The organism is Pseudomonas sp. B21-047, assembly GCF_024748775.1.
Taxonomy (GTDB): Bacteria; Pseudomonadota; Gammaproteobacteria; order Pseudomonadales; family Pseudomonadaceae; genus Aquipseudomonas; species Aquipseudomonas capeferrum.
In genome coordinates, this window is the sequence record NZ_CP087169.1 from 2,017,686 (window position 1) to 2,044,026 (window position 26,341).

28 protein-coding genes are annotated in these 26,341 nt (G+C 63.0%); 15 read left to right on the forward strand and 13 right to left on the reverse strand.

Annotated elements, in window-relative coordinates; all coding sequences use genetic code 11:
• Positions 1 to 9: 9 nt before the first annotated feature.
• On the reverse strand, positions 10 to 1,308 hold the full coding sequence (locus LOY26_RS09335) for an FAD-binding oxidoreductase (RefSeq protein WP_186663820.1): 1,299 nt from the start codon (positions 1,306 to 1,308) through the stop codon (positions 10 to 12).
• A gap of 231 nt (positions 1,309 to 1,539) precedes the next feature.
• Between LOY26_RS09335 and hpaR (LOY26_RS09340) the strand changes: the two genes are divergently transcribed.
• The 3 genes from hpaR (LOY26_RS09340) (at position 1,540) to LOY26_RS09350 (ending at position 4,354) form a co-directional block, all read left to right on the forward strand.
• A complete protein-coding gene (hpaR, locus tag LOY26_RS09340) occupies positions 1,540 to 1,962 on the forward strand; it encodes a homoprotocatechuate degradation operon regulator HpaR (protein WP_186659845.1) in 423 nt (140 codons plus the stop codon).
• 202 nt (positions 1,963 to 2,164) lie between these two features.
• Positions 2,165 to 3,334, forward strand: a complete 1,170-nt coding sequence (locus LOY26_RS09345) for a p-hydroxyphenylacetate 3-hydroxylase oxygenase component (RefSeq protein WP_033696908.1) — start codon at positions 2,165 to 2,167, stop codon at positions 3,332 to 3,334.
• Positions 3,335 to 3,409: 75 nt separating this feature from the next.
• On the forward strand, positions 3,410 to 4,354 hold the full coding sequence (locus LOY26_RS09350; protein WP_258714629.1) for a p-hydroxyphenylacetate 3-hydroxylase reductase component: 945 nt from the start codon (positions 3,410 to 3,412) through the stop codon (positions 4,352 to 4,354).
• 131 nt (positions 4,355 to 4,485) lie between these two features.
• On the opposite strand, the gene hpaI is transcribed toward LOY26_RS09350, so the two are convergent.
• The 8 genes from hpaI to LOY26_RS09390 form a co-directional block, all read right to left on the reverse strand.
• Positions 4,486 to 5,289: a 4-hydroxy-2-oxoheptanedioate aldolase gene (gene hpaI / locus LOY26_RS09355; RefSeq protein WP_186659841.1), complete on the reverse strand. Its 804-nt coding sequence runs from the start codon at positions 5,287 to 5,289 to the stop codon at positions 4,486 to 4,488.
• Positions 5,290 to 5,299: 10 nt separating this feature from the next.
• On the reverse strand, positions 5,300 to 6,103 hold the full coding sequence (hpaH, locus tag LOY26_RS09360; protein WP_033696913.1) for a 2-oxo-hept-4-ene-1,7-dioate hydratase: 804 nt from the start codon (positions 6,101 to 6,103) through the stop codon (positions 5,300 to 5,302).
• 17 nt (positions 6,104 to 6,120) lie between these two features.
• Complete coding sequence (locus tag LOY26_RS09365) at positions 6,121 to 7,428, reverse strand: MFS transporter (RefSeq protein ID WP_186659838.1); 1,308 nt, start codon at positions 7,426 to 7,428, stop codon at positions 6,121 to 6,123.
• Between the two features lie 49 nt (positions 7,429 to 7,477).
• On the reverse strand, positions 7,478 to 7,888 hold the full coding sequence (locus tag LOY26_RS09370; protein ID WP_186659836.1) for a 5-carboxymethyl-2-hydroxymuconate isomerase: 411 nt from the start codon (positions 7,886 to 7,888) through the stop codon (positions 7,478 to 7,480).
• Between the two features lie 59 nt (positions 7,889 to 7,947).
• Positions 7,948 to 8,871, reverse strand: a complete 924-nt coding sequence (gene hpaD / locus LOY26_RS09375; protein WP_033696920.1) for a 3,4-dihydroxyphenylacetate 2,3-dioxygenase — start codon at positions 8,869 to 8,871, stop codon at positions 7,948 to 7,950.
• Between the two features lie 69 nt (positions 8,872 to 8,940).
• Positions 8,941 to 10,401, reverse strand: coding sequence for a 5-carboxymethyl-2-hydroxymuconate semialdehyde dehydrogenase (gene hpaE, locus LOY26_RS09380; RefSeq protein ID WP_186659834.1), 1,461 nt, complete (start codon positions 10,399 to 10,401; stop codon positions 8,941 to 8,943).
• Positions 10,398 to 11,171 (reverse strand): fumarylacetoacetate hydrolase family protein, encoded by a 774-nt coding sequence (locus LOY26_RS09385; protein WP_186663819.1) that lies wholly within the window; start codon positions 11,169 to 11,171, stop codon positions 10,398 to 10,400. Before LOY26_RS09385 ends, hpaE begins: the two co-directional genes overlap by 4 nt.
• Positions 11,172 to 11,182: 11 nt before the next feature.
• Positions 11,183 to 11,842: a fumarylacetoacetate hydrolase family protein gene (locus tag LOY26_RS09390; RefSeq protein ID WP_033696928.1), complete on the reverse strand. Its 660-nt coding sequence runs from the start codon at positions 11,840 to 11,842 to the stop codon at positions 11,183 to 11,185.
• Between the two features lie 172 nt (positions 11,843 to 12,014).
• On the opposite strand from LOY26_RS09390, the gene hpaA reads away from it, so the two are divergent.
• Positions 12,015 to 12,920, forward strand: coding sequence for a 4-hydroxyphenylacetate catabolism regulatory protein HpaA (hpaA, locus tag LOY26_RS09395; RefSeq protein ID WP_186659824.1), 906 nt, complete (start codon positions 12,015 to 12,017; stop codon positions 12,918 to 12,920).
• 175 nt (positions 12,921 to 13,095) lie between these two features.
• Positions 13,096 to 13,518, forward strand: a complete 423-nt coding sequence (hpaR, locus tag LOY26_RS09400; RefSeq protein ID WP_033696931.1) for a homoprotocatechuate degradation operon regulator HpaR — start codon at positions 13,096 to 13,098, stop codon at positions 13,516 to 13,518.
• 57 nt (positions 13,519 to 13,575) lie between these two features.
• Here hpaR (LOY26_RS09400) and LOY26_RS09405 read toward each other — a convergent pair whose 3' ends face one another.
• Positions 13,576 to 14,664: an asparaginase gene (locus tag LOY26_RS09405; protein ID WP_186659822.1), complete on the reverse strand. Its 1,089-nt coding sequence runs from the start codon at positions 14,662 to 14,664 to the stop codon at positions 13,576 to 13,578.
• A 404-nt stretch (positions 14,665 to 15,068) separates the two neighbouring features.
• On the opposite strand from LOY26_RS09405, the gene LOY26_RS09410 reads away from it, so the two are divergent.
• From LOY26_RS09410 to LOY26_RS09440, 7 genes are read left to right on the forward strand one after another with little or no spacing between them, the layout of a single operon-like run.
• Complete coding sequence (locus LOY26_RS09410) at positions 15,069 to 16,019, forward strand: sugar ABC transporter substrate-binding protein (RefSeq protein ID WP_258714630.1); 951 nt, start codon at positions 15,069 to 15,071, stop codon at positions 16,017 to 16,019.
• 21 nt (positions 16,020 to 16,040) lie between these two features.
• Positions 16,041 to 17,594, forward strand: coding sequence for a sugar ABC transporter ATP-binding protein (locus LOY26_RS09415; protein ID WP_258714631.1), 1,554 nt, complete (start codon positions 16,041 to 16,043; stop codon positions 17,592 to 17,594).
• On the forward strand, positions 17,591 to 18,586 hold the full coding sequence (locus LOY26_RS09420; RefSeq protein ID WP_033696936.1) for an ABC transporter permease: 996 nt from the start codon (positions 17,591 to 17,593) through the stop codon (positions 18,584 to 18,586). Before LOY26_RS09415 ends, LOY26_RS09420 begins: the two co-directional genes overlap by 4 nt.
• 4 nt (positions 18,587 to 18,590) lie before the next feature.
• Entirely contained in the window at positions 18,591 to 19,613 is a 1,023-nt protein-coding gene (locus tag LOY26_RS09425) for a LacI family DNA-binding transcriptional regulator (protein ID WP_186663816.1), read from the forward strand.
• 9 nt (positions 19,614 to 19,622) lie between these two features.
• Positions 19,623 to 20,531, forward strand: coding sequence for a ribokinase (rbsK, locus tag LOY26_RS09430; protein WP_033696938.1), 909 nt, complete (start codon positions 19,623 to 19,625; stop codon positions 20,529 to 20,531).
• On the forward strand, positions 20,528 to 20,926 hold the full coding sequence (gene rbsD, locus LOY26_RS09435) for a D-ribose pyranase (RefSeq protein WP_033696939.1): 399 nt from the start codon (positions 20,528 to 20,530) through the stop codon (positions 20,924 to 20,926). Before rbsK ends, rbsD begins: the two co-directional genes overlap by 4 nt.
• Before the next feature lie 57 nt (positions 20,927 to 20,983).
• Positions 20,984 to 21,991 carry a nucleoside hydrolase gene (locus LOY26_RS09440; RefSeq protein WP_186659812.1) on the forward strand — a complete coding sequence of 336 codons (1,008 nt, stop codon included), beginning with the start codon at positions 20,984 to 20,986 and terminating at the stop codon, positions 21,989 to 21,991.
• Here the strand turns inward: LOY26_RS09440 and LOY26_RS09445 are convergent.
• Positions 21,963 to 22,175 carry a hypothetical protein gene (locus tag LOY26_RS09445; protein ID WP_033696941.1) on the reverse strand — a complete coding sequence of 71 codons (213 nt, stop codon included), beginning with the start codon at positions 22,173 to 22,175 and terminating at the stop codon, positions 21,963 to 21,965. The two genes, LOY26_RS09440 and LOY26_RS09445, sit on opposite strands and share 29 nt — an antisense overlap.
• Positions 22,176 to 22,463: 288 nt before the next feature.
• Here LOY26_RS09445 and LOY26_RS09450 point away from each other — a divergent pair, with 288 nt between their 5' ends.
• Positions 22,464 to 22,781: an I78 family peptidase inhibitor gene (locus tag LOY26_RS09450; RefSeq protein WP_258714632.1), complete on the forward strand. Its 318-nt coding sequence runs from the start codon at positions 22,464 to 22,466 to the stop codon at positions 22,779 to 22,781.
• Positions 22,782 to 22,842: 61 nt separating this feature from the next.
• Here LOY26_RS09450 and LOY26_RS09455 read toward each other — a convergent pair whose 3' ends face one another.
• Entirely contained in the window at positions 22,843 to 23,055 is a 213-nt protein-coding gene (locus LOY26_RS09455; RefSeq protein WP_003179963.1) for a cold-shock protein, read from the reverse strand.
• 163 nt (positions 23,056 to 23,218) lie between these two features.
• Positions 23,219 to 23,521, reverse strand: coding sequence for a hypothetical protein (locus LOY26_RS09460; RefSeq protein ID WP_033696944.1), 303 nt, complete (start codon positions 23,519 to 23,521; stop codon positions 23,219 to 23,221).
• Between the two features lie 336 nt (positions 23,522 to 23,857).
• Here LOY26_RS09460 and thrS point away from each other — a divergent pair, with 336 nt between their 5' ends.
• Both thrS and infC read left to right on the forward strand, forming a co-directional pair.
• On the forward strand, positions 23,858 to 25,780 hold the full coding sequence (gene thrS, locus LOY26_RS09465) for a threonine--tRNA ligase (RefSeq protein ID WP_033696945.1): 1,923 nt from the start codon (positions 23,858 to 23,860) through the stop codon (positions 25,778 to 25,780).
• Positions 25,780 to 26,331, forward strand: a complete 552-nt coding sequence (gene infC / locus LOY26_RS09470) for a translation initiation factor IF-3 (RefSeq protein WP_177326478.1) — start codon at positions 25,780 to 25,782, stop codon at positions 26,329 to 26,331. The genes thrS and infC overlap by 1 nt, the downstream gene beginning before the upstream one ends.
• The last annotated feature ends 10 nt before the right edge of the window (positions 26,332 to 26,341 follow it).

Genomic DNA, 26,341 nt, shown 5'->3' on the forward strand with positions numbered 1-26,341 from the left:
AGCAAAGGTTCAGCGGCGGCCGTTGAAATAGCCCGAAAGCTGGTGCACGGCTTTGCCGGCGGTAAGCAGTAGCGGGCGGAAATGGTCCTTGCCGAAGATCCGCGCATGCTTGACCGAGCTGACCAGCTCATAGCGTGCCGACCCTTCGTGCATGCCTTCGGCGAGGAGTTTGCAAATAATGTGGCTGGGGGTGACGCCGAAACCCGAATAGCCCTGGACATAGAACGCGTTAGGACGATTGCTCAGCGTACCGATCTGGGGGAACAGGTTGGCGCTGGTGGCCATCGGGCCGCCCCAGGCCAGGTCGATGCGCACGTCCTTGAGGTACGGAAAAATCTTCAGCATCAGGGCGCGGTTCCACGCCTTGAGGTCCAGCGGGATGTGTTCTATGCAGGAGGTGGCGGCGCCGAACAGCAGGCGGTTCTCGCGGGTGACGCGGTAGTAGTCGATCACCGGGCGGATATCGCTGTAGGCGCCACGGATCGGGCTGATGCGCGCGATCAGTTGATCCGGCAGCGGCTCGGTCATCATCTGGAAGGCGTAGGTGTTGACGGTGCGCGCGTGCAGCTCCGGCTCCAGCTTGTTGAGAAAGCTGTCGCACGCCCACAGCAGTTTGCTTGCACGTACCGAGCCGCGGCCGGTGCGCACCTTGATACGCTCGCCGTAGGTCACTTCGAGCGCCGGGCTGTGCTCGAAAATGCGCGCACCGTGGCCGACCAGGGCCTGGGCCTCGCCAAGCAGCAGGTTGAGCGAATGCACGTGGCCACCGCCCATGTGCAGCAGGGCACTGCTGTAGGCGTCGCTGCCGATGATCTGGCGCACGTCCGAGCCTTCCAGGTAGCGGATTTCGTCTTGCGAATTGATGGCCTTGAACTGTTTTTCCCACGTGCGCAGGGTGTTCGCCTGGCGGCGATTGAAGCCCATGTAGCCGTAACCATGGCAGAAGTCGGCGTCGATGGCGTAGCGGGCGATGCGCGCCTTGATGATGCCGGCGCCCAGTTCGCTGAGCGCGAAGATTTCCTGCAGGCCCTGGTCGCCGACACTGCTTCTGATCTTCTCCAGGTCATGGCCGATGCCCGCCATGATCTGCCCGCCGTTGCGCCCGGTGCCGCCGAAACCCAAGTAGCGGGCTTCGAGCACGACGATGTTGGTCACACCTTTTTCGGCCAGTTCCAGCGCCGTGTTGATGCCGGAAAACCCGCCACCGATGACCACCACATCCGCCTCGATGTCATGTTCCAAAGTGGGGTAGTTCAAGTTGTACTTTTTGGTTGCGCCGTAATAGGTCGGGCTTTCGAGGGTGATCATGACGCAGCCTGCCGAATGGGAGTTGTGATAGGGCTGTTTCGCAAGCGCACTGGCACATGCGGCCATTGAACGCCTGGCTATCGCCGGGGGTCTTGTCCTTGCCTGCCCCCCGAGTGTAACCAGCCTGCCAGCGTGGCGTACGGGCCCGTCATCGGCAGATTGGTTAATGTATTAATGAGCCTGCGATGGCATACTGGCCTGCTCGCCACTTTCCATGATGCTCGGGCACGCATGACCACACCAAGACCCTCTTTGACCCTGACCCTGCTACAGGCGCGTGAAGCCACGATGGCGTTCTTTCGACCGGCATTGAATGCCCATGACCTGACCGAACAGCAATGGCGGGTCATTCGCATTCTGCGTCAGCAAGGCGAGCTGGAAAGCCATCAGCTTGCCGAGCTTGCCTGCATCCTCAAGCCCAGCATGAGCGGCGTGCTCAAGCGGCTCGAACGCGACGGGGTGGTTGCACGGCGAAAGTCGCCGGAAGACCAGCGGCGGGTGTTCATCACGCTGACCGACAAGGGGCAGCAGGCGTTTCTGGCCATGAGCGAAGAAATGGCCCGCAACTACGACAGGATCCTCAGCCAGTTCGGCGAGGCAAAACTCGAGCAACTGATGCAACTGCTCAACGAGATGAAAAAGATCAGACCGTGATACGCCAACGGCCTTGTTTCATCGGCTGATGGCGCCATGGAAAGTACAATTTTCCCGCCGTAACGTGCATTCCGAGGTTTGGCCTTACCTCACATACTGAACGTGTCATTGCAGACTTCCCGGCTGTTCCTTCGCACCCAAACGCCCGCAACGACGGGCTTGGCGCAGCCGCTGTCGACTATCCAATAACAAGAGACCGTTCATGAAAAAGCCAAACTCCCTGCTGGAAGACCTCACGTCGATCTTGCCGACGATTGCCGCCAATGCTGTGCGCGCGGAGCAGGATCGTAGTGTCCCGGCAGAGAATATCGCGCTGCTCAAAAGCATCGGCATGCACCGCGCCTTCTTGCCAAAGCATTACGGCGGCATGGAGATTTCGCTGCCGCAGTTTGCCCAGTGCATCGCCACGCTGGCAGGCGCCTGCGCCAGCACCGCCTGGGCCATGAGCCTGCTGTGCACCCACAGCCACCAGATGGCGATGTTCTCGCCCAAGCTGCAGCAGGAGGTGTGGCAAGCCAACCCGGATGCAACGGCCAGCAGCAGCATTGCGCCCTTTGGCCGTACCGAAGAGGTCGAAGGCGGCGTGACCTTCAGCGGTGAAATGGGCTGGAGCTCCGGTTGCGACCATGCCGAGTGGGCGATCATGGGGTTCCGCCGGCAGAATGCAGAGGGCACCCAGGACTATTGCTTCGCCATTCTGCCGCGCAGCGATTATGAAATCCGTGATGACTGGTATGCCGTCGGCATGCGTGGCAGCGGCAGCAAGACCTTGATCGTGCGTGACGCCTTCGTGCCGGAGCACCGCATCCAGAAGGCCAAGGACATGATGGAGGGCAAGTCGGCAGGCTTTGGCCTGTACCCGGACAGCAAGATCTTCTTCGCCCCGTACCGCCCCTATTTTGCCAGTGGTTTCTCCACCGTCAGCCTTGGTGTCGCCGAGCGCATGCTGGCGGTGTTCCGCGAGAAAACCCGCAACCGCGTGCGCGCCTACACCGGTGCTGCGGTGGGCGCGGCAACGCCGGCACTCATGCGCCTGGCCGAGTCCACGCATCAAGTCGCCGCCGCACGAGCCCTGCTGGAAAAAAGCTGGGAAGAGATCGCCGAACACAGCGAGCGCCACCAATACCCGACCCGCGCAACCCTGGCGTTCTGGCGCACCAACCAGGGCTATGCCGTGAAGATGTGCATCCAGGCGGTAGACCGGCTGATGGAAGCGGCCGGTGGCGGCGCCTGGTTCGAAAGCAACGAGATGCAGCGCCTGTTCCGCGATGCGCACCTGACCGGTGCCCATGCCTACACCGATTACGACGTGTGCGCGCAAATCCTCGGCCGCGAGCTGATGGGCCTGGAGCCTGACCCGGCGATGGTCTGAGCCGCCGGCTGGCCGATCCCCCTTACAACTACAACAACGAACAGGGCAGGCTCTTGGTCTGCCCGGGAGTCTTGCATGTCCAATGAAACCGCAACTGCCACTGGCTTCGATAGCCGTGCCTTCCGCCGCGCGCTGGGCAACTTCGCCACCGGCGTGACCGTTGTCACCGCAGCAGCCCCCGGCGGGCGCACGGTCGGCGTCACCGCCAACAGCTTCAACTCGGTATCGCTGGAGCCGGCGTTGATCTTGTGGAGCATCGACAAACGCTCCACCAGCCACGAGGTGTTCGAGCAAGCGTCGCACTTTGCCGTGAACATTCTGGCGGCGGACCAGATCGAGCTTTCCAACAACTTCGCACGGCCCAGGGACGACCGTTTTGCCGGTGTCGAATGCGAGCAAGGGGCGGGCGGCGCACCGCTGCTGGCCGACTGCTCGGCGCGTTTTCAGTGTGAGAAGTTTCAGCAACTGGACGGTGGTGACCACTGGATACTGATCGGCAAGGTGGTGGCGTTCGATGACTTCGGCCGCTCACCGTTGCTGTACCACCAGGGGGCCTACTCGATGGTGCTGCCCCATACCCGCATGACCCAGCGTGCCGAGGGCCAGGCGCCGAGCAGCCACTTCCAGGGCCGCCTGCAGCACAACCTGTACTACCTGATGACCCAGGCGTTGCGGGCTTACCAGAGTGACTATCAGCCACGGCAACTGAGCACCGGCCTGCGTACCAGCGAAGCGCGGATGCTGATGGTGCTGGAGAACGATGCCGGGCTAGGCCTGAACGACCTGCAGCGTGAAGTGGCGATGCCGGCCCGGGAAATCGAGGAAGCGGTTGCCAACCTCAAGCGCAAGGGGTTGATTGCTGATGAGGAGGGCCGTGTGCGGCTTTCGGTCAAAGGTGTGGATGAGACCGAGATGCTCTGGACCATTGCCAGGGAGCAACAGGACAAGGTGTTTGGGCAGTTCAGTGATGAGCAGCTGCACACCTTCAAGACGGTGTTGAGGGCGATCATCCAGGGGTAGGGCATTGCAGACTGGGGCCGCGTTGCGGCCCTTTCGCGACGCAAGGCCGCTCCTACCGTCAGCGCCATACGCTGTGCCTGTAGGAGCGGCCTTGCGTCGCGAAAGGGGCGCAACGCGCCCCCCAAAGGTTGTCAGTAAACGCCGCCCCCATCACCAACCGCAGACGCCCCCCCCTTGAACGCACCCGCCAACGCCGTGAGCCCACGCATCAGCACCGTGGTATCCACCCCCACCGCCACAAACGCAGCGCCCAACGCAATATAGCGCCGTGCCAGCGTCTGGTCCGCGCTGAGAATCCCCGCCGCTTTGCCCGCCTGGCCGATACGCACGATCGCGTCCTCGATGGCCGCTTGCACTTCAGGATGCCCAGGGTTGCCCCGATGGCCCATGGCGGCGCTCAGGTCGGCCGGGCCGATGAACACGCCATCGACACCCTCGACCGCCACGATCTCATCCAGGTTGGCCAGCCCTTCCATGTTCTCGATCTGCACCAGCAAACACATTTGCGCATCAGCCTGGTCGAGGTAGCCGGGGATGCTGTTCCAGCGTGACGCCCGCGCCAGCGCGCTGCCCACGCCGCGTATGCCCTTGGGCGGGTAATGCATGGCCTGCACCAGCTGGCGCGCCTGCGCGGCGCTTTCCACCATCGGCACCAGCAAAGTCTGCGCGCCGATATCCAGCACTTGCTTGATCAGCGCGGTATCGCCAATCACCGGGCGGATCACCGCCTGGCTGGCATAAGGCGCCACCGCCTGCAACTGCGCGAGCATGCCGCGCAGGTCGTTGGGTGCGTGCTCACCGTCGATCAACAGCCAGTCGAAGCCGGCGTTGGCGGCAAGCTCCGCGCAGTATGCATCGGCCAGGCCGAGCCACAGGCCGATCTGCGCCTCGCCACTGCGCAGGCGTTGTTTGAAACGGTTGACGGGCATGTCCATGGGCAAGTCCTCAGACGAAACGGCAGGCAATCGAGCCGAGTTGGTCGTAGTCGACGTGGAAGGTGTCGCCCGGCCGTGCGGCCACCGGGCGGGTGAAGGAGCCGCCCAGGATGATCTGCCCCGGCTGCAGCGTGACGTCATACGCGGCCAGCTTGTTGGCCAGCCAGGCGACGCCCTTGGCCGGGTGGTTGAGCACCGCAGCGCTGACCCCGGACTCCTCGATCACACCATTGCGGTACAGCACGGCTGGCACCTTGCGCAGGTCGATCTCGGTGGGGCGCACGGCGCGCCCGCCCATCACCACGCCCGCATTGGCGGCGTTGTCGGAAATGGTGTCGAACACCTTGCGTGTGGCCTGGGTCTGCGGGTCGACCTGCTGGATACGGGCGTCGATGATCTCAAGCGCAGGGATCACCCACTCGGTGGCGTCCAGTACATCGAACACCGTGACATTCGGGCCCTTGAGCGGCTTGCCGAGAATGAAGGCCAGCTCCACTTCGACGCGCGGCACGATGAACCGCTCGAAGGGGATGTCGGTGCCTTCATCGAACAGCATGTCGTCCAGCAGGGCGCCGTAGTCAGGCTCGGTGATGTTCGACGACACCTGCATGGCGCGTGAGGTCAGGCCGATCTTGTGGCCGACCAGCTTGCGCCCGGCCGCGATCTTCTTGGCGACCCAGGCGCGCTGGATGGCGTAGGCATCTTCGATAGTGATAGCGGGTTGGTCGAGCGAGAACTGGCGCACCTGTTCGCGCGTGCGCTCGGCCTGGTCGAGGCGCTCGGCCGCCTGTTGAATGAAAGCGTTATCAAGCATGGTCAGAGTCTCTGCGTTCAAGGGTTGACGATGGCGGCGCGGGTGCGCAGCACCAGCAGGCCGCCGAGGGTGATGAAAGTGGCGAGCACATACAGCGCAAGGCTGGCGCTTTGCGTGGTGTCGCGGACCCAGCCGATGAAGTACGGTGTGGCGAACGAGGCGATGCTGCCCAGCGAGCTGATCAGGGCAATGCCAGCCGCCTGGGTACGGTCATTGAGAAACGCCGGTGGCAGTTGCCAGAACATCGGCAGGGCGGCGCTCGCACCCATGCCTGCCAGTACCAGGCCGGCCAATACCGGCAGCGGCTGAGAGGGCGCAAGGGCGGCGATCGCGATACCGGCCGCGGCCATCAACAGCGGGATGGACAAGTGCCAGCGGCGCTCGCGGTGGCGGTCGGACGAGCGCCCGCAGGCCAGCATGAACACGCAACCGGCCAGGTACGGCACGGCGCTGAGCAGGCCGACACTGGCGTCGCTGGCGATGCCGGCGGTGTGGATCAGGCTGGGCATCCAGAATGCCAAGGTGTTCACCGCCAGCATCACCGCGCTGTACACCGCCACTAGCAACCACAGCGCAGGGCTGGCGAGGATGCCGGCGAACGAGGTAACCGGCTTGCGCTGTTCTTCCTGGCCGAACTGGGCGCGCAGGGCGGCTTTTTGCTGCGCGTCGAGCCAGTTCACCTGCTCGAAGCGTTCCGGCAGGGTGGCCAGCACCACCAGGCCAAGCAGGATGACCGGTGCGCCTTCGAGCAGGAACATCCACTGCCAGCCACGCAGGCCCGCAGCGTCATGCATGAAGGCCAGAATACCGCCAGACAGCGGCCCGCCGACCACCCCCGCCAGCGGCACGGCGATGGCGAACAGCGCGGTGATCTGCGCCCGGCGGCCGGCCGGGTACCAACGGTTGAGGTACACCAGAATGCCTGGGAAGAACCCGGCTTCGGCCGCGCCCAGGGCGAAGCGCAGCAGGTAGAACGCGCTGCTGCTCTCGATCAGCAGCATGCAGGTCGACAGCGCGCCCCACACCACCATCAGGCTGGCGATCCAGCGCCGTGGGCCGAAGCGTTCGAGCATCAGGTTGCTGGGCACAGCGAACAGCGCGTAGGCAATGAAAAACAGCCCGGCGCCCAGCCCGTAGACCGTGTCGGACAGGTGCAGGTCCTGGCTCATCTGCATCTTGGCGAAGCCGATGTTGATGCGGTCCAGGTGGGCGAACAGGTAACACACCAGCAGCAGCGGCATCAGCCGCCAGGTGACGGCCCGGTGTGTACTGTCGATGAGTGTGGCTTGCGCCGTGCTGCGCGAGGCGTGCTCCAGTGTGCTCATATTCTTGTACTTGTAGTGGAGGAGACGTTGAGAGGGGCTGGCGGTGGCTTCAGGCCGGCCTGTTGAACAGCGGGTGCAGGGTGCTGTGCTTGGCGTCGTAGACCTGCGCGGTGCTCTCGTCGATCTGCACGGTGATGCCGATCGGGCGTTGCTGCAGCAGCCCGTCCAGGTGGTGTTTGAGCACTTGCAGCAGGCTGTCGCCCACCGTTTTGTGAACCTCGGCAGCGCGGCCGCTGCCCATCCGCAGGTTGGCGTACAGGAAGCCATAGTCGCCGTTGCCATCGGCTACCGCGCAGTGGGCGGCGGGGTAGGCCAGCACGCGCGTACCGCCGGTGGGGAATACCGCCTTGCCGGCGGCATCGCGCTGTTCAAGCATGGTGTCGGCCAGGGCGCGGCACAGGGCCGGGATGTCGGCGTCGGCTTCCAGGTCGGGGGTGTAGAGCAGAACCAGGTGTGGCATGAAGGGCATCCTCAGGGCAGGAGTGCCTGGCCGCCGGGCAGGGCGGCCAGGCAGCGGGGTCACAGGCGGCTGGTGGAAAGCACAGCGGCCGGGTTGGCGGCCTGTGCGGCGGGAATGGCCGAACCATCCTGGGGGGTGACCGGGAAGATCGCGTTGATCTGGCCGGTGCCCGACGAGCCGAAGTAGGGCGTTACCACGTCGGCCTTGCCGTCGTACTTCGACCAGCCCAATGCGCCGAGCAGCATTGCGGTGTCATGCATGAACCCTTCGCCGTGGCCCTTGGCAGCGTATTCGGGGAGCATGCCGCAGAAGTCCTCCCATTCGGCGTTTTCCCACATCTTCACCACGCGGTGGTCCAGGGTTTCCAGGAATGGGCTCCACACCTTGGTGGCGAAGTCCGGCGCCTGGCCGTTCTGCGCGAAGCGGTGTGACAGCGAACCGCTGGCCAGGAACGCCACGGTGCCGTCGTAGTGGTCTTCCACGGCCTTGCGCATGGCCCAGCCGAGGCGGGCACTGTCGGCCAGGTAGTGGGAGGTGCACAGCGCCGAGACCGAGACCACCTTGAAGTGCTGGTCCTGGTTCATGTAGCGCATCGGTACCAGGGTGCCGTACTCCGGGCCCAGGGTGGTGGCGTGGTGGGCCATGGTCTCGACGTTGAAGCGGTTGCACGCTTCGGCCAGGATCAGCCCCAGGTCCTTGTTGCCCGGGAACTCGTACGCCATGTTGCTGATGAAGTGCGGCAGTTCATTGGAGGTGTAGACCCCCTTGAAGTGCTCACCACAGAGGATGTGGTAGTTGGCATTGACCAGCCAGTGGGTGTCGAACACCACAATCGTGTCGACCCCCAGCTCACGGCAGCGTCGGCTGATCTCGTAGTGCCCGTCGATGGCGGCTTGCCGAAAGCCCTGACGCGGGCCAGGCAGCTCGGACAGGTACATGCTGGGCACGTGAGTGATTTTGGCTGCGAGCGCCACTTTACCCATGATCAGACTCCTTATTCTTGTAAGTCCCGCAGCGCCGCGGCGGGTTTGCTCGGCGCTGCAGGAGGATGATCACACGCCCCAGCGCGGGATGTGGTGGCTGCCCATGGAAATGCACACGTTCTTGATCTCGGCGAACACTTCGAAGCTGTATTGCCCGCCTTCGCGACCGGTGCCGGAGCCTTTCACGCCGCCGAACGGTTGGCGCAGGTCACGTACGTTCTGGCTGTTGATGAACACCATGCCGGCTTCGATGCCGCGCGCCAGGCGGTGGGCCTTGCCGATGTCCTGGGTCCAGATGTAGGAGGCCAGGCCGTACTCGGTGTCGTTGGCCAGCTGCAGCGCTTGGGCCTCGTCCTTGAACGGGATCAGGCACACCACCGGGCCGAAGATTTCTTCCTGGGCGATGCGCATGCTGTTGTTCACGTCGGCGAACACGGTCGGCTGGATGAACTGCCCCTTGGCCAGGTGCGCTGGCAGGTTGGCCGGGCGCTCCAGGCCGCCTGCGACCAGGCGTGCGCCTTCCTCGATACCGATGCGGATGTAGCCGGTGACCTTGTCGTAGTGCTGCTGGGTGATCATAGAGCCGACTTGGGTTTTCGGGTCGGTCGGGTCACCGACGATCAGGCGCTTGGCGCGGGCAGCGAACTCGGCCACGAACTGCGGGTACACGCTTTCCTGGATGAAGATGCGGCTGCCGGCGGTGCAGCGTTCGCCGTTCAGCGAGAAGATGGTGAACAAGGCCGCGTCCAGGGCGCGCTCTAGGTCGGCGTCCTCGAAGATCAGCACCGGTGACTTGCCGCCCAGCTCCATCGAGTACTTCTTCAGGCCTGCGGTCTGCATGATCTTCTTGCCGGTGGCGGTGCCGCCGGTGAACGAAATCGCCCGCACGTCCGGGTGACGCACCAGCGCATCGCCGGCAGTGGCGCCATAGCCCTGGATCACGTTGAGCACACCGTTGGGGATGCCGGCTTCAACGGCCAGGCGGCCGAGTTCATTGGCGGTCAGCGGCGACAGCTCGCTCATCTTCAGCACCGCGGTGTTGCCCAGCGCCAGGCACGGCGCGGTCTTCCAGGTGGCGGTCATGAACGGCACGTTCCACGGCGACACCAGGGCGCAGACACCCACCGGCTGGTACAGGGTGTAGTTGAGCATCTGGTCGTCAACGGGGTAGCTGTGGCCGTCCATGCGCGTGCACACTTCGGCGAAGAAGTCGAAGTTGTGCGAGGCACGCGGGATCAGCACGTTCTTGGTCTGGTGGATCGGCAGGCCGGTATCGAGGGTTTCCAGCTCGGCCAGTTTCGGCACGTTCTGCTCGATCAGCTCACCCAGCTTGCGCATCAGGCGGGCGCGTTCCTTGGCCGGGGTGTTGGCCCATTTCGGGAAGGCTTCCTTGGCCGCAGCAACCGCCTGGGCCACTTCCTCGGCACCGCCGCTGGCGACTTCGCAGATGGCATCGCCGGTGGCCGGGTTGTAGTTGACGAAGGTGTCTTTGCTCTCGACCTCACGGCCGTTGATCCAGTGCTTGATCATGCTGCTGATGCCTTGTTGTTCTTGAAGAAGTCAGCTTCGCTGACGATACGGTTGACCAGGCGGCCGACGCCTTCTACCTCCACCACCACTTCATCGCCCGGCACCACGTCGGCCAAGCCCTCCGGGGTGCCGGTGGCGATCATGTCGCCAGGTTGCAGGGTCATGAAGCTGGAGAAGTATTCGATCAGGTAGGGGATGTCGAAAATCATGTCCGAGGTGCTGCCTTCCTGCTTCAGCTCGCCGTTGATCCAGGTGCGCAGTTTCAGGTTGCTTACATCCGGCACGTCGGCGGCGTCGACGATCCACGGGCCGACCGGGGTGGTGGCGTCGCGGTTCTTCACCCGTAGGTTGGGGCGGTAGTAGTTCTCCAGGTAGTCGCGGATGGCGTAGTCGTTGCAAACGGTGTAGCCGGCAACGTAGCCCAGGGCATCCTCGCGCTTGACGTTCTTCGCCGTTTTACCGATGACCGCGACCAACTCGCACTCGTAGTGCATGTAGGCGACGTTATCTGGGCGCCAGGTGACCTGCTTGTGGCCGGTGTAGGTGCCGGGCGACTTGATAAACGCCAGCGGCTCGGTGGGCGGCGAGAAGGCAAGCTCGGCGGCGTGGTCGGCGTAGTTCAGGCCAAGGGCGAACATGCTGCCGGTGGCCGGCGGCAACCAGGTCACTTGGTCTTCATGCACCAGACGGCCATCGGCCAGACGCAGGTGCTCGTCTTCGACGGTGACGGTGTGGGCTTGGCCGTCGAACTGGATACGGGCGTGTTTCACAGGGTGAGTCCTCATTCGGCGACGATGTGGTTGGTGAGCTTGCCCAGGCCGTCGATTTCGACCTCGACGCGATCGCCCGGCTGCACATCGACGCGGCCTTCGGGGGTGCCGGTGATCAGGATGTCGCCTGCATGCAGGGTCATGAATTCGCTGAGTTCGGCGATCAACTGGGCCACTGTGCGCACGCAGTTGGCGGTGGTGTTGTGCTGGCGCAGTTCACCGTTGACCCACAGGCGCAGGCCGAGGGCGTCCGGGTTGGCGACCTGGGCCGCAGGCACCAGCTCGGGGCCGACCGGGCAGAAGCCATCGCGGCACTTGGCCTTGACCGCAGGGCGGTAGTAGCTGGTTTCAGGCAGGCTGATTTCGTTGACGATGGTGTAGCCCGCCACATAGGCGAGTGCGTCTTCGGCGCTGACCCGGCTGGCGTCCTTGCCGATCACCACGCCCAGCGCAGGGCCCGGTTGCAGGCGCTCGACACCGGCCGGGTACAGCACATTGCCCTCATGGTGATTGCGGGTGTTGGGCGTCTTGATGAACAGCACCGGCTTGACGGGCGGTTGTTTGTAGGGCGCTTCGTGAAACGCCGCTTCGTGCTGCTGCAGCAGACCCTGGTAGTTCAGCGCAACGCCGAACAGGGTGCCGGTCGCAACGTCATGCAGGGCATGGCTCATGCTTTTCTCCAGGCGGTGCAGGGCGGTGGTCGCTCTGCCGAGATTGTTAACGTGTTAATGTTATAGTTAATATGTTAACGAAGGTCAACACATCCGTCAGTGGTATCTGCCGGGCAGCCGGGGCACCATGGGTGAACGTCAACACGGTCAAGCGATTTGCGGGTAAGCAGGCATGAGCGATCGGCATCCGATTCCGAACATCAACATCGGCCAGGTCTACGACCAGCGCTACAGTGACAGCGAGGTGCATTACGACCGGCTGGGCAACCTTGCCGGGTTCTTCGGGCGCAACATGCCCGTGCACCGTCACGACCGGTTTTTTCAGGTGCATTACGTGAAGTCCGGCACGGTGCGGGTGTACCTGGACGATCAGCAGTACATCGAGTCGGGGCCGATGTTTTTCCTGACGCCGCCGACGGTGGCGCACGCCTTCGTCACCGAGGCGGACAGCGACGGCCATGTGCTGACGGTGCGTCAGCAGCTGGTCTGGCAATTGATCGAAGCGGACGCCAGCCTGCTGCCGGCGGGGGTGCAGGTACAGCCTGCCTGCGTTGCCCTGGGCAACGTGCCGGCCGCGTACACGGCCGAGGCGCGCCGGCTGGAGCGCTGGCTGGATGCGCTCAGCGATGAGTTTGCCAGCCCCCACCCGGGGCGCGAGGCGGCGCTGCAGTCGCTGACCCGGCTGATCATGGTCAGCTTGCTGCGGCTGTGCCCCAACTCGCTGGAGTCGACGCCGGCCCGGCATGAAGACCTGAAAATCTTCCACCGCTTCAATGCGTTGATCGAGGCGCACTACCTTGAGCATTGGCCGCTGGCGCAGTACGCACAACAGATCGGCGTGACCGAAGCACGCCTTAACGATGTGTGCCGGCGCATTGCCGACTTGCCGTCCAAACGCCTGGTGCTTGAGCGGCTGATGCAGGAGGCCAAGCGCCTGCTGTTGTTTTCCGGCAGCACGGCAAACGAAATCTGCTACCAGCTGGGCTTCAAGGACCCGGCCTATTTCAGCCGGTTCTTCAACCGTTACGCCAAGCTCACGCCCGGCGAATACCGCCAGCGGCAAGCCCAGTTGCAGTGATATGGCCACGTCGGTACGCCCGGATCGGGTTGTGGGTGTTTGATCCGGATGGTCGCAGCTTGCCCCTTGGCCTTGAATGGGTTTTCCATGGAACAGATTGCACTTTCCAGGTGCCTTGTCCCTTTTCGCCTATGCCCCTAATCTTGCCCGTTGTACTCCTATCACAGGCGCCAACATGACCAAGACTCAACCCTCGCTGACGCTGAGCCTGCTGCAGGCCAGGGAGGCTGCGATGGCATTTTTCAGGCCATTGCTGAACGAACATGACCTGACCGAACAACAGTGGCGAGTCATCCGTATCCTCAGCCAGCAGGGCGAACTGGAAAGCTACCAGCTTGCGCACCTGGCCTGCATTCTCAAGCCGAGCATGACCGGGGTATTGAGCCGCCTCGAGCGCGACGGCCTGGTGCGCCGGCAAAAGGCCGCCCAGGACCAGCGGCGCATGTTCGTGAGCCTGACCGAACGTGGCGAGGCCTGCTTCGAGTCGATGCGCGAGGGTATGGAGGCCAACTACCGCAAGATCCAGCAGCAGTTCGGCGAAGACAAGCTGGAGCAACTGATGGGCTTGCTGAATGAGCTCAAGCGCGTTGCGCCGTAGGCTTGGCTGAAGGGAAGGGCCGGCGCAGGCAGCGCACCGGCCTTGCTGCTACAGCACTCAGTATTCCCAGAAGATACGCTGCAGCTCTTTGCTGTCCTGGGTCTTGGTCATTGCCACCATGGCCAGGATGCGGGCTTTTTGCGGGTTGAGGTCGTGGGCCACGACCCAGTCGTTCTTGTCGTCAGGCTGCTCGGCGTTACGCAGCACGAAACCGCCCTGGTTGACGTGGGACGAACGGATGATCTGCACGCCGTTCTTGCGCATCTCTTGCAGCGCCGGCACTACCCGCGACGACACCGAGCCATTACCGGTACCGGCATGGATGATCGCCTTGGCGCCGTTCTGCGCCAGTGCCTTGTAGGCGGTGTCGGTCACGTTGCCGTAGCCGTAGGCGATGTCGACGGCAGGCAGGCTGCTGATCTGCTTGATGTCGAATTCCGAATTGACCGTGTGGCGCTTGGCCGGCAGGCGGAACCAGTAGGATTTGCCTTCCACCACCATGCCCATTGGGCCCCAGGCGCTCTTGAATGCTTCGGTCTTGATGTTGACCGACTTGCTGACATCGCGGCCGGACTGGATTTCATCGTTCATGGTCACCAGTACGCCTTTGCCGCGCGACTGCTTGTCGCTGGCCACGGCCACGGCGTTGTACAGGTTGAGCATGCCGTCTGCCGACATGGCGGTACCCGGGCGCATCGAGCCGACCACCACGATGGGCTTGTCGGTCTTCTCTACCAGGTTGAGGAAGTAGGCGGTCTCTTCCAGGGTGTCGGTACCGTGGGTGATGACGATGCCGTCGACGTCGTTGCTCTCGGCCAGTTCGGCGACGCGCTTGCCCAGTTTCAGCAGGTCTTCGTTGGTGATGCTCTCGGAGGCGATCTGCATCACCTGTTCGCCGCGCACATTGGCCAGGTCTGCCAGCTCCGGCACGCCGGCGATCAGCTTGTCGACGCCAAGCTTGGCGGCCTGGTAGGTGGCACTGTTGGCCGCGCTGGCGCCCGCGCCGGCAATGGTGCCGCCGGTGGCGAGGATGACCACGTTGGCCAGTTTCTGTTGGGTTTCGGCTTCCTTGGCCGAAGCCGTGGTCGGCAGGATCAGCAGCAGAGCGAGTGCGCTGGGGGCAAAGGTTTTAAGTGCAGCATTCATAGTTATTGTTCTCTCTTCCTAATGAGGCGATTGCTGAAGTGCAACAAACGCTAGGCATGTTTCGTACCAGCCTAGATGCGGCTTGTGGTAGGAGCGGCCTTGCGTCGCGAAAGGGCCGCAAGGCGGCCCCCGGATTTAGGCGTCGCTGCGGATATCCCGGGGCCGCTATGCGGCCCTTTCGCGACGCAAGGCCGCTCCTACAAACATCAGGTTTGATTCGGGATCCCGAACAAGAATAGGAAAACCTGTTCGGTTTTTCGGATAAATTCCGGATACTCTGCCCCAGGGCGTGACTCAGGCCCAGCCAGCCAAACGGATTTGACAAAACCAGGTCCTGTTTCCATAGTGAGTCAACGCAAACGTTTGCGATCCGATAAAAAACACAAGATTCGGAGTCATCGTCCATGAAACTGCCGTTCCCCGGTCGTCTGCTGGCCCTCGCTGTCGTCTCCACCCTGGCCCTGCCGCTGTCTGAGGCCCACGCCGAAGAAAAACCCAAAGTCGCCCTGGTGATGAAGTCCCTGGCCAACGAATTCTTCCGCACCATGGAAGACGGCGCCAAGGATTATCAAAAAGCCCACGCCAGTGATTTCGACCTGGTCGCCAACGGCATCAAGAACGAAACCGACACCGGCGAGCAGATCCGCATCGTCGAGAACATGGTCAATTCGGGGGTCAAGGCGCTGGTGATTGCGCCGGCGGACTCCAAGGCCCTGGTTTCTGCGGTTAAAAAAGCCATGGACAAAGGCGTGGTGGTGATCAACATCGACAACCGCCTTGACCCCGAGTTGCTCAAGAGCAAAGGCATCAGCGTGCCCTTCGTCGGCCCCGACAACCGCAAGGGCGCACGCATGGTCGGTGACTACCTGGCCCAGCAAAAGCTCAAGGCCGGTGACCAGGTTGGCATCATCGAAGGCGTGTCGACCACCACCAACGCTCAGCAGCGCACGGCAGGCTTCAAGGATGCCATGGACGCTGCGCAGATGAAGATCGTCGCGGTGCAGTCCGGCAACTGGGAAATCGACAAAGGCAACGCCGTCGCCGCCGCCATGCTCAACGAATACCCCGATCTCAAGGCCCTGCTGGCCGGTAACGACAGCATGGCCCTGGGCGCAGTGTCGGCGGTGCGTGCGGCAGGCAAGGCCGGCAAGGTACAAGTGGTCGGTTACGACAACATCAATGCCATCAAGCCGATGCTCGAGGATGGCCGCGTGCTCGCCACCCTCGACCAGGCCGCCAGCCAGCAGGCGGTGTTCGGTATCCAGGCGGCGCTGAAGATGATCAACGGCGAGAAGCCGGGCGTGGATGCCGACAACGTCATCCAGACCCCGGTCGAACTCATCACCCAGCCCTGATACCCGCCAGGAGAGAGGGCCATGCCTGCTACGGCAAATGAAGTGGTGCTCACCGCCAGCGGGCTGGGCAAGACCTACGCCCAGCCCGTGCTCGGTGACGTCTGCCTGAGCCTGCGGGCCGGTGAAGTGCTGGCCCTGACGGGCGAGAACGGCGCCGGCAAGAGCACCTTGTCCAAGCTCATCAGTGGCCTCGAAGTGCCCACCACCGGGCACATGACCTACCGCGGCCAGGCCTACGCACCCGGCAGCCGCAGCGAGGCGGAGCGCCTCGGTGTGCGCATGGTCATGCAGGAACTCAACCTGCTGGCGACGTTGACCGTGGCCGAAAACCTGTTCCTCGACAACCTGCCCAGCCGCTTCGGCTGGATCAGCCACAAGCGCCTGCGCCAACTGGCCACGGCGGCCATGACCCAGGTCGGCCTGGACGCCATCGACCCGGACACGCCAGTCGGAGAGCTGGGCATCGGCCATCAGCAGATGGTCGAGATCGCCCGCAACCTGATCGGCGATTGCCACGTGCTGATCTTCGACGAACCCACTGCCATGCTAACCGCCCGCGAGGTGGAGCTGTTGTTCACCCAGATCGAGCGACTGCGCCAGCGCGGCGTGGCCATCGTCTATATCTCCCATCGCCTTGAAGAACTGCAGCGCGTGGCGCAGCGGATTGTGGTGCTGCGCGACGGCAAGCTGGTGTGCGACGAACCGATCCAGCGTTACAGCAGCGCCGAGTTGGTCAACCTGATGGTCGGCCGCGAGCTGGGCGAACACATCGATCTGGGCCGCCGCGAGATTGGCGCGCCGTTGCTGCAGGTCGATCGGCTCAGCCGCGGCGACAAGGTGCGCGACGTGTCATTCCAGGTCAGGGCAGGGGAGATCTTCGGTATCTCCGGCCTGATCGGCGCCGGCCGCACCGAGCTGCTGCGCCTGATCTACGGTGCCGACCGCGCCGACAGCGGCAGCATCGCGCTGGGCCAGCCGCCACAGGCCGTGACGATCGACTCACCGAAGGCGGCAGTAAAAGCCGGCATCGCCCTGATTACCGAAGACCGCAAAGGCGAGGGCCTGCTGTTGACCCAGTCGATCAGCGCCAATATCGCCTTGGGCAACCTCGGCGCGGTATCGCGTGCCGGTGTGCTGGACGGCGCGGCAGAAAGGGCCCTGGCCGAGCGCCAGATTCAGGCCATGCGCATCCGCAGCGCCGGCCCGCACCAGGCCGTGGGTGAATTGTCGGGCGGCAACCAGCAAAAGGTGGTAATCGGCCGCTGGCTGGAGCGTGATTGCCAGGTGCTGCTGTTTGACGAGCCGACCCGAGGCATCGACGTCGGCGCCAAATTCGACATCTACGGCCTGCTGGCTGAGCTGGCGCGCCAGGGTAAGGCCCTGGTGGTGGTGTCCAGCGACCTGCGCGAACTGATGCTGATCTGCGACCGCATTGCCGTGCTGTCGGCCGGCCGCCTGATCGACACGTTCGAGCGTGACCACTGGAGCCAGGACCAGCTACTTGCCGCCGCCTTTGCCGGCTATCAGAAACGTGACGCACTGCTGCATGACGCAGCGCCCAGGACGGATGCATGAAAACCACCCCCCTCGACAGCCAAAGCGCCGCCCCCGTGCGCCGCACTGGCACGTATTTCGGCCTGGGCACCTACCTGGGCCTGGCCGGCGCCTTATTGGCGATGATCGTGCTGTTCTCGTTTCTCAGCAGCCACTTCTGGTCGTACGCCACCTTCAGCACCCTCGCCAATCAGATCCCCGACCTGATGGTACTGGCGGTCGGCATGACCTTCGTGCTGATCATCGGCGGCATCGACCTGTCGGTCGGCTCGGTGCTGGCGCTGGCGGCCTCCACGGTCAGCGTGGCCATTCTCGGCTGGGGCTGGGGCGTGCTGCCCTCGGCGTTGCTCGGCATGGCCGTGGCCGCCCTGGCTGGCAGCATCACCGGTGGCGTCACCGTGGCCTGGCGTATCCCGTCGTTCATTGTCTCGCTCGGCGTACTGGAGATGGCGCGCGGTCTGGCCTATCAGTTCACCGACTCGCGTACTGCCTATATCGGCGACGCCTACGCCTGGTTCTCCGACCCGGTCGCGTTCGGCATCTCGCCGGCCTTCATCATCGCCTTGCTGGTGATCGTGCTGGCGCACCTGGTGCTGACCCGTACGGTGTTCGGCCGCTACTTGATCGGTATCGGCACCAATGAAGAGGCCGTGCGCCTGGCCGGCATCGACCCGCGCCCCTACAAAGTGCTGGTGTTCGCCCTGATGGGCCTGCTAGCCGGCCTGGCAGCGCTGTTCCAGATCTCACGCCTGGAAGCCGCCGACCCCAACGCCGGGTCGGGCCTGGAGCTGCAGGTGATCGCCGCCGTGGTAATCGGTGGCACCAGCTTGATGGGTGGGCGCGGCTCGGTGATCAGTACCTTCTTTGGCGTGCTGATCATCTCGGTGCTGGCCGCAGGGCTTGCGCAGATCGGCGCGTCGGAACCCACCAAACGCATCATCACCGGGGCGGTGATCGTCATCGCCGTGGTGCTCGACACTTACCGTAGCCGGCGTGCAGGCCGGCGGAACTGAAAACATGGCAACCATTAAAGATGTCGCGGCACTGGCGGGTATTTCCTACACCACCGTGTCCCATGTACTGAACAAGACCCGCCCCGTCAGTGAACAGGTGCGCCTGAAGGTCGAGGCCGCCATCGTCGAACTCGACTACGTGCCCAGTGCCGTGGCGCGTTCGCTCAAGGCGCGCAGCACCGCCACCATCGGTTTGCTGGTGCCCAACAGCGTGAACCCGTATTTCGCCGAACTGGCACGAGGCATCGAAGACGCCTGCGAGCGTAACGGCTACTGCGTGATCCTGTGCAACTCCGACGACAACCCGCAAAAGCAGCGCAGCTACCTGCGTGTGCTGCTGGAGAAACGCATCGACGGCCTGGTGGTGGCGTCCGTGGGCGAGGACAGCGACCTGCTGCACAGCCTGGCCTGCGTGCGCACGCCGATGGTCATCGTCGACCGTGAGCTGGATGGCGTCGACGCTGACCTGGTACGCATCGACCACGAGCACGGCGCCTACCTCGCCACCCGGCACCTGCTTGAGCTTGGCCATCGCGACATCGCCTACATCGGCGGCCCGTCCGAAACCGGCGTCAGCCAACTGCGCCTGGCCGGTTTCCGTCGCGCCATGGGCGAGGCGGGCGCAGCGGTGGGGGCGAGCCGCGTGCTGCATTGCGACTTCACCAGCCCGGGCGGCCACGGGGCGGCGGCACAGTTGCTGGATGGCAACCGGCCCACGGCGATTTTTGCCGGCAACGACATGATCGGCTTTGGCGTGCTGCGCGCTGCGGCCGAGCGCAATATCAACGTACCGGGCGAGCTGTCGGTGATCGGCTTCGATGACATCGAGCTCAGCCGCTACGTGTACCCGCCGCTGACCACCGTGGGCCAGTCGATCCGCGAGCTGGGCGAAAGCGCTGCTGCATTGCTGCTTTCACGCATCGCCACGCCCCGGCAAGGCTCGGCGGAGCAACGCATCGTTGCCCCGCGCATCGTGCAGCGCGAGTCCACCGGGCCACGCCCGGACCTGTTCAATGATTACCGCTAAGGAATTCCCATGCATGCCAAGGTAGTGGTGGTCGGTAGCCTCAACATGGACCTGGTGGCCCGCGCCCAGCGCCTGCCACGGGCCGGTGAGACCCTGCCCGGCGAGGCCTTTTTCACCGTGCCCGGCGGCAAGGGTGCCAACCAGGCGGTGGCGGTGGCGCGGCTGGGCGGCAGCGTGGCGATGATCGGCAACGTGGGCGACGACGCCTACGGCCAGCAACTGCGCAAGGCGCTGGAAGTAGAAGGTATCGACTGCCAGGCAGTGAGCGTGTGCGAAGGGGTTTCCAGTGGTGTGGCGCTGATCACCGTCGATGCCGCCAGCCAGAATTGCATCGTCATCATCCCTGGCGGCAATGGTCTGCTGACACCGCAGGCGGTGCAGCGCTTCGACGCGCTGCTGCAAGCGGCCGAGGTCATCATCTGCCAGTTGGAGGTGCCGTACGACACCGTGGCCTGGACGTTGGCGAGGGGGCGTGAGCTGGGTAAGCAGGTCATTCTCAACCCGGCACCCGCCACCGGGCCGTTACCACCGGCATGGTTCGCCCATATCGATTACCTGGCCCCCAACGAAAGCGAGGCCGAAGCCCTGACCGGGATCGCCGTCAGCGACCAGGCCAGCGCCCGGCGCGCCGGCGAACGGCTGCTGCAACTGGGGGCTGGCAAAGTGATCATCACCCTCGGCGCCCAAGGCGCCTTGCTGGTGACCGAACAGGGCCATCGGCACTTTCCCGCGCCCAGCGTGCAACCGCTGGACACCACGGCGGCAGGCGACACCTTCATCGGTGGCTTTGCTGCCGCCCTGGTGCGTGGGTTGGAGGAGGGCGAGGCGATCGCGCTCGGCCAGCGCGCAGCGGCTTTGTCGGTCACTCGCGCCGGGGCGCAGCCGTCGATCCCTTACCTTGCGGAGCTGCAGCCATGAAGAAGACCGCGCTGCTCAATGTCGCCCTGTCACGGGTCATTGCGGGGTTGGGGCATGGCGATATTCTGGTGATCGGCGATGCCGGGTTGCCGGTGCCGCCGGGCGTCGAGCTGATCGACCTGGCGTTGACCCCGGGCATACCGGATTTCGCCAGTGTCTTGCGCGTGGTGCTGAGCGAGTTGCAGGTGGAGCGGCATGTGCTGGCCGAGGAAATGCAGAAAGTGGTGCCGCCCGGGCTGGTGGAAATCGAGCGCTTGCGCGGCAAGTTGGGCAAACGGGAATGGATGCCCCATGAAGATTTCAAAGTGCTCTCACGCAGCGCGCGGGCCGTGGTGCGCACGGGGGAGTGCCAGCCGTACAGCAACATTGCTTTGATCTCAGGCGTTACGTTCTGATCGCATCGCCGCGCCTACAAAAAACCGGTAAATACCCCAAGGCAACAGGAGTGCCTCATGCTCAAACCCCTGCTACAAGGACTCACTTTCATGGCTGCAGCTGCCACCACCACCCTCCAGGCCGCCCCACGCGACCTGATCATCGACACCGACCCCGGCGCCGACGACGTGGTCGCGCTGTTCCTGGCCATGGCCTCGCCCGATGAGCTGAACATCCGCGCCATTACCACCGTGGCCGGCAACGTGCGCCTCGACAAAACCTCACGCAACGCCCGCCTGGCCCGCGAATGGGCTGGCCGCGAAGACATCCCCGTCTACGCCGGGGCAGGGCGCCCGCTGGTGCGCGCCCCCATTTACGCCGCCGACGTCCATGGCGAAGAAGGCCTGACCGGCGTTCCGGTGCATGAGCCGAAAAAGCCCCTGGCCCAGGGCAATGCCGTGCAGTACCTGGTCGACACCCTCGGCGCCGCCAAGCCCAACAGTATCACCATCGCCATGCTAGGCCCGCAGACCAACCTGGCTCTGGCACTCATCCAGCGCCCGGAAATCGCCAAAGGCATCAAAGAGGTGGTGGTCATGGGCGGCGCCCACTTCAATGGCGGCAACATCACCCCCGCCGCAGAATTCAACCTCTACGCCGACCCGCATGCCGCCGAGGTGGTGCTGGCCAGTGGTGTGCCGCTGACCTACCTGCCGCTGGATGTCACCCACAAACTGCTCACCAGCGAGGCACGCCTCAAGCAGCTTGCAGCGGTGAACAACCGGGCCAGCCAGCGGGTGGTGGACATTCTCAACGCCTACATTACCCATGACATGGACCTGTACGGCATGCCCGGCGGGCCGGTGCACGACGCCAGCGTCATTGCCTACCTACTGAAACCCGAACTGTTCAGCGGCCGGCGCATTCACTTGGCCATCGACAGCCGCGAAGGCCCGACCTTGGGGCAGACTGTCGCCGACTGGTATGGCGTGCTTAAACAGCCCGCCAACGTGATGTGGGTGGAGGAAGGTGACGCCCAGGGCGTGTTCGACCTGCTCAGCGCGCGCCTGGCTCGATTGCAATAGCCGGATGGGGTGCGAAGCGTTCGAGCACCTGGTCGATGAAGCTGCGCGCCGCTTCACTGCCGCGATCGCGTACCAGCAGGTCGATGGCAATCAGTAGCAACTCTTCCGGTGTGCTGGGGCTGTAGGCGCTCTGGCCCTCGGCCCATTTGACCTTGATATCGGCATCGATGCTGTGGCTGCTCATGAAAGGCTCTCACTGGGGGCCTGGGACGGAAGGGCGAACGCCGGACCCTGGTGTTCGCTGGAGGCACGGTGCGCTCCACTTTTTGCAGTAAATCATGCCGTTGCGTCAATGACTCTGCGACTTAAGAATAAAAAGCTTTGCGCAGCAAACCAAGCCCATTGTGCAAAATCCGGTCACGATTGCATTTCGCCTCCTTGGGCGTGTTCAGGCAGACTTGTGCGGTTTTGCAACAAACTATGCGCGCAGCTGTCGGATCAGACAGTGCCCAGATCGATTTTAGGAGGATTCATGTTCCGTACCCGTGCTTACCTGGCAACCCTGGCGATGGCTGCTGTCCTGGCTGGTTGCAGTACAGGTGGCAACTGTGGTAGTGGCGCCCCTGCCGCGCCAGCAGGCAACGACGGTCGTTGTGAGGCCAGCGGTGCCGATTTCGCCATCGGCAAGCCGGGCAGTGCAGAGCTTCTGGAGCAGGCGCGCAAGGCCAGTGGCTCGCAGATGGCACGTATCCTCAAGCCGCATGACGTGGTGACGCTGGAGTACCGCTCCGAGCGCCTGAACCTGAATGTGGACGAGCAAGGTGTGGTCACGCGCGTCAACTGTGGTTGAGCCTTTGCAAACCCCATAAAAAAACCCGCCACCAGGGCGGGTTTTTTTACAGCTACCCGAATTACTCCGGACGAACCTGTGCAGCCTGCATGCCCTTCTGGCCTTTTTCGGCTACGAAGGAAACAGTCTGGCCTTCTTTCAGGCTCTTGAAGCCGTCAGATTCGATGGCCTTGAAGTGTACGAACAGGTCGTCGCCGCCGCCTTGTGGGGTGATGAAGCCGAAGCCTTTCTCATCATTGAACCATTTAACGGTGCCGGTTTGGCGATTGGACATGGGGTGAATCTCCAGATTTGATTTTTTTCAGTAGTGCGATGTTGCCGAGGCTTCGAAGCACAGGACACATCATAGTCTAATTCTGCGCATCTAGCGCCTTTTACCTTCGCCAAATGTTGATCCAGCGCAAACACGGGGTGGCGAACCCCCCGGCTTTATGGTTTCAGCCCTTCATGCACGCTTGCTGCACGACCTTCTGTGCCTTCTGCATCAGGGCAGCGTCAACGCCGTCCTTGCTGTCCAGGTCCTTGATTTCCTCAGTGCTGAAGTTCTTTTCGATAGCGGTTGCGCCACAGGTGCAGTGCTGCTGCGCTGATTTGGCGTCCAGGCCCTGCCCGGTGGCGGCCTCGGTGCACTGGGTCATGTAGTTTTGCTTCGCGCCAGCCGGGAATTCACCCGCATTGGCGGCCACAGGTAGCAGCAGGGCGCCAGCAACGCTCAGGGCCAGAAGAGACGGAAATCTCATAACCAGACACTCCTTGGTTTAGGTCTCATCAAGAGTAGGATGCTTCCCAAAGTCTGATAGGGAATTTTCCGCGGAAGTTCACCCCTGCGGTGTAATTTCCAAATATTTCTGCATAGCGCCCAACCCCGCGTGCTAGCATGCTCGGCTTGCAGTCCCGCAGCCGCGGCCTGCAGCTATTTCTTACTTTCCAGTCACTCTGGTTCGCCCCTGGTAAGCCGAAAGGCTTCTGCCACTGTGAGGCAGGCTTTCTCTTGAGAAAGACAGCGCGGATCTTGTACTGGCTCATCCCAACCCACGTGACCTTTGGTAGGGGTCACCACTAGGAGAGGAGGCGCCATGCCCACTATTACTCTTCCCGATGGCAGTCAGCGCTCGTTTGATCACGCCGTATCCGTAGCCGAAGTCGCAGCCTCCATTGGTGCAGGCCTGGCCAAGGCCACCCTGGCCGGCAAGGTTGACGGCAAGCTGGTCGACGCTAGCGACCTGATCACTCACGACGCCACCCTGCAGATCATCACCCCTAAAGATGAAGAGGGACTGGAGATCATCCGTCACTCGTGCGCCCACCTGATCGGCCACGCGGTGAAGCAGCTGTACCCGACCGCCAAGATGGTGATCGGCCCGGTGATCGACGAAGGCTTCTATTACGACATCGCCTATGAGCGCCCCTTCACCCCAGAAGACATGGCCGCCATCGAAAAGCGCATGCTGCAGCTGATCGAGAAGGACTACGACGTCGTCAAGAAGATGACCCCGCGCGCCGAAGTCATCGACGTGTTCAAGGCCCGTGGCGAAGACTACAAGCTACGCCTGGTCGAAGACATGCCGGACGAACAGGCCATGGGCCTGTACTACCACGAAGAATACGTCGACATGTGCCGCGGCCCGCACGTGCCGAACACGCGCTTCCTCAAGGCATTCAAGCTGACCAAGCTGTCCGGCGCCTACTGGCGCGGCGATGCCAAGAACGAGCAGCTGCAACGCGTCTACGGCACCGCCTGGGCTGACAAGAAGCAGCTGGCTGCTTACATCCAGCGCATCGAAGAAGCCGAAAAACGCGACCACCGCAAGATCGGCAAGCAGCTCGACCTCTTCCACCTGCAGGAAGAAGCCCCGGGCATGGTGTTCTGGCACCCGGACGGCTGGACCGTCTATCAGGTGCTCGAGCAGTACATGCGCAAGGTCCAGCGCGACAACAACTACCTCGAGATCAAGACCCCGCAGGTCGTTGACCGTATTCTCTGGGAGCGTTCCGGCCACTGGTCCAACTACGCCGAGAACATGTTCACCACTTCGTCGGAAAACCGCGACTACGCGGTCAAGCCGATGAACTGCCCGTGCCACGTGCAGGTGTTCAACCAGGGCCTGAAGTCGTACCGCGACCTGCCGATGCGCCTGGCCGAGTTCGGTGCCTGCCACCGTAACGAGCCGTCCGGCGCCCTGCACGGCATCATGCGTGTACGTGGCTTTACCCAGGACGACGCGCACATCTTCTGCACCGAAGACCAGGTAAAGAAAGAAGCCGCTGACTTCATCAAGCTGACCCTGGACGTCTACAAAGACTTCGGTTTCAGCGACATCGCCATGAAGCTGTCGACCCGCCCAGCTAAGCGTGTGGGCTCTGAAGAGCTGTGGGACCGTGCCGAAGGTGCACTGGCCGATGCCTTGAATGAATCGGGCCTGGAGTGGGAATATCAACCGGGCGAGGGCGCCTTCTACGGCCCGAAAATCGAATTCACCCTGCGCGACTGCCTCGGCCGTAACTGGCAGTGTGGTACCCTGCAGTACGATCCGAACCTCCCAGAGCGTTTGGATGCCAGCTACATCGCCGAAGATAACAGCCGTAAGCGCCCGGTCATGCTGCACCGCGCCATTCTCGGCTCGTTCGAACGCTTCATCGGCATGCTCATCGAGCACTACGCTGGCGTGTTCCCGGCTTGGCTGGCGCCGACCCAGGCGGTGATCATGAACATCACCGACAAACAGGCCGATTTTGCCCTTCAGGTAGAGAAATCTCTGAACGGTAGCGGTTTCCGTGCCAAGTCGGACTTGAGAAATGAGAAGATCGGCTTTAAAATCCGCGAGCATACTTTGCTCAAGGTCCCGTACCTTTTGGTTATAGGGGATCGCGAAGTCGAAACGCAAACCGTCGCTGTGCGTACTCGCGAAGGCGCAGACCTGGGCTCCATGCCCGTCGCGCAATTCGCTGAGCTGCTGACACAAGCGGTTTCCCGGCGTGGTCGCCAAGAATCGGAGTAATGACTATTAAGCGTGAAATGAGAAACGATAAACGTGCTGCACCGAAGGCCCCGATCAACGAGAATATCTCGGCTCAAGAGGTTCGCTTAATCGGTGCTGACGGTGAGCAGCTGGGCATCGTCTCGATCCACGAAGCGCTTCGTATCGCTGAAGAAGCGAAGCTGGATCTGGTAGAAATTTCTGCCGACGCCGTACCTCCTGTCTGCAAGGTCCTCGACTACGGCAAAAGCCTCTTCGAGAAGAAAAAGCAGCAGGCTGCGGCGAAGAAGAACCAGAAGATCATCCAGATCAAAGAAATCAAGTTTCGTCCAGGGACGGAGGATGGGGATTACCAGGTAAAACTACGCAACCTGGTACGTTTCCTTACCGATGGGGACAAGGCCAAGATCTCTCTGAGATTCCGTGGTCGTGAGATGGCCCACCAGGAGCTGGGCATGGAGCTGTTGAAGCGGGTCGAAGCTGACCTCGCCGAATACGGCACCGTTGAGCAGCATCCTAAGATGGAAGGACGCCAGCTTATGATGGTCATCGCCCCCAAGAAAAAGAAGTAATCTCCCGGGC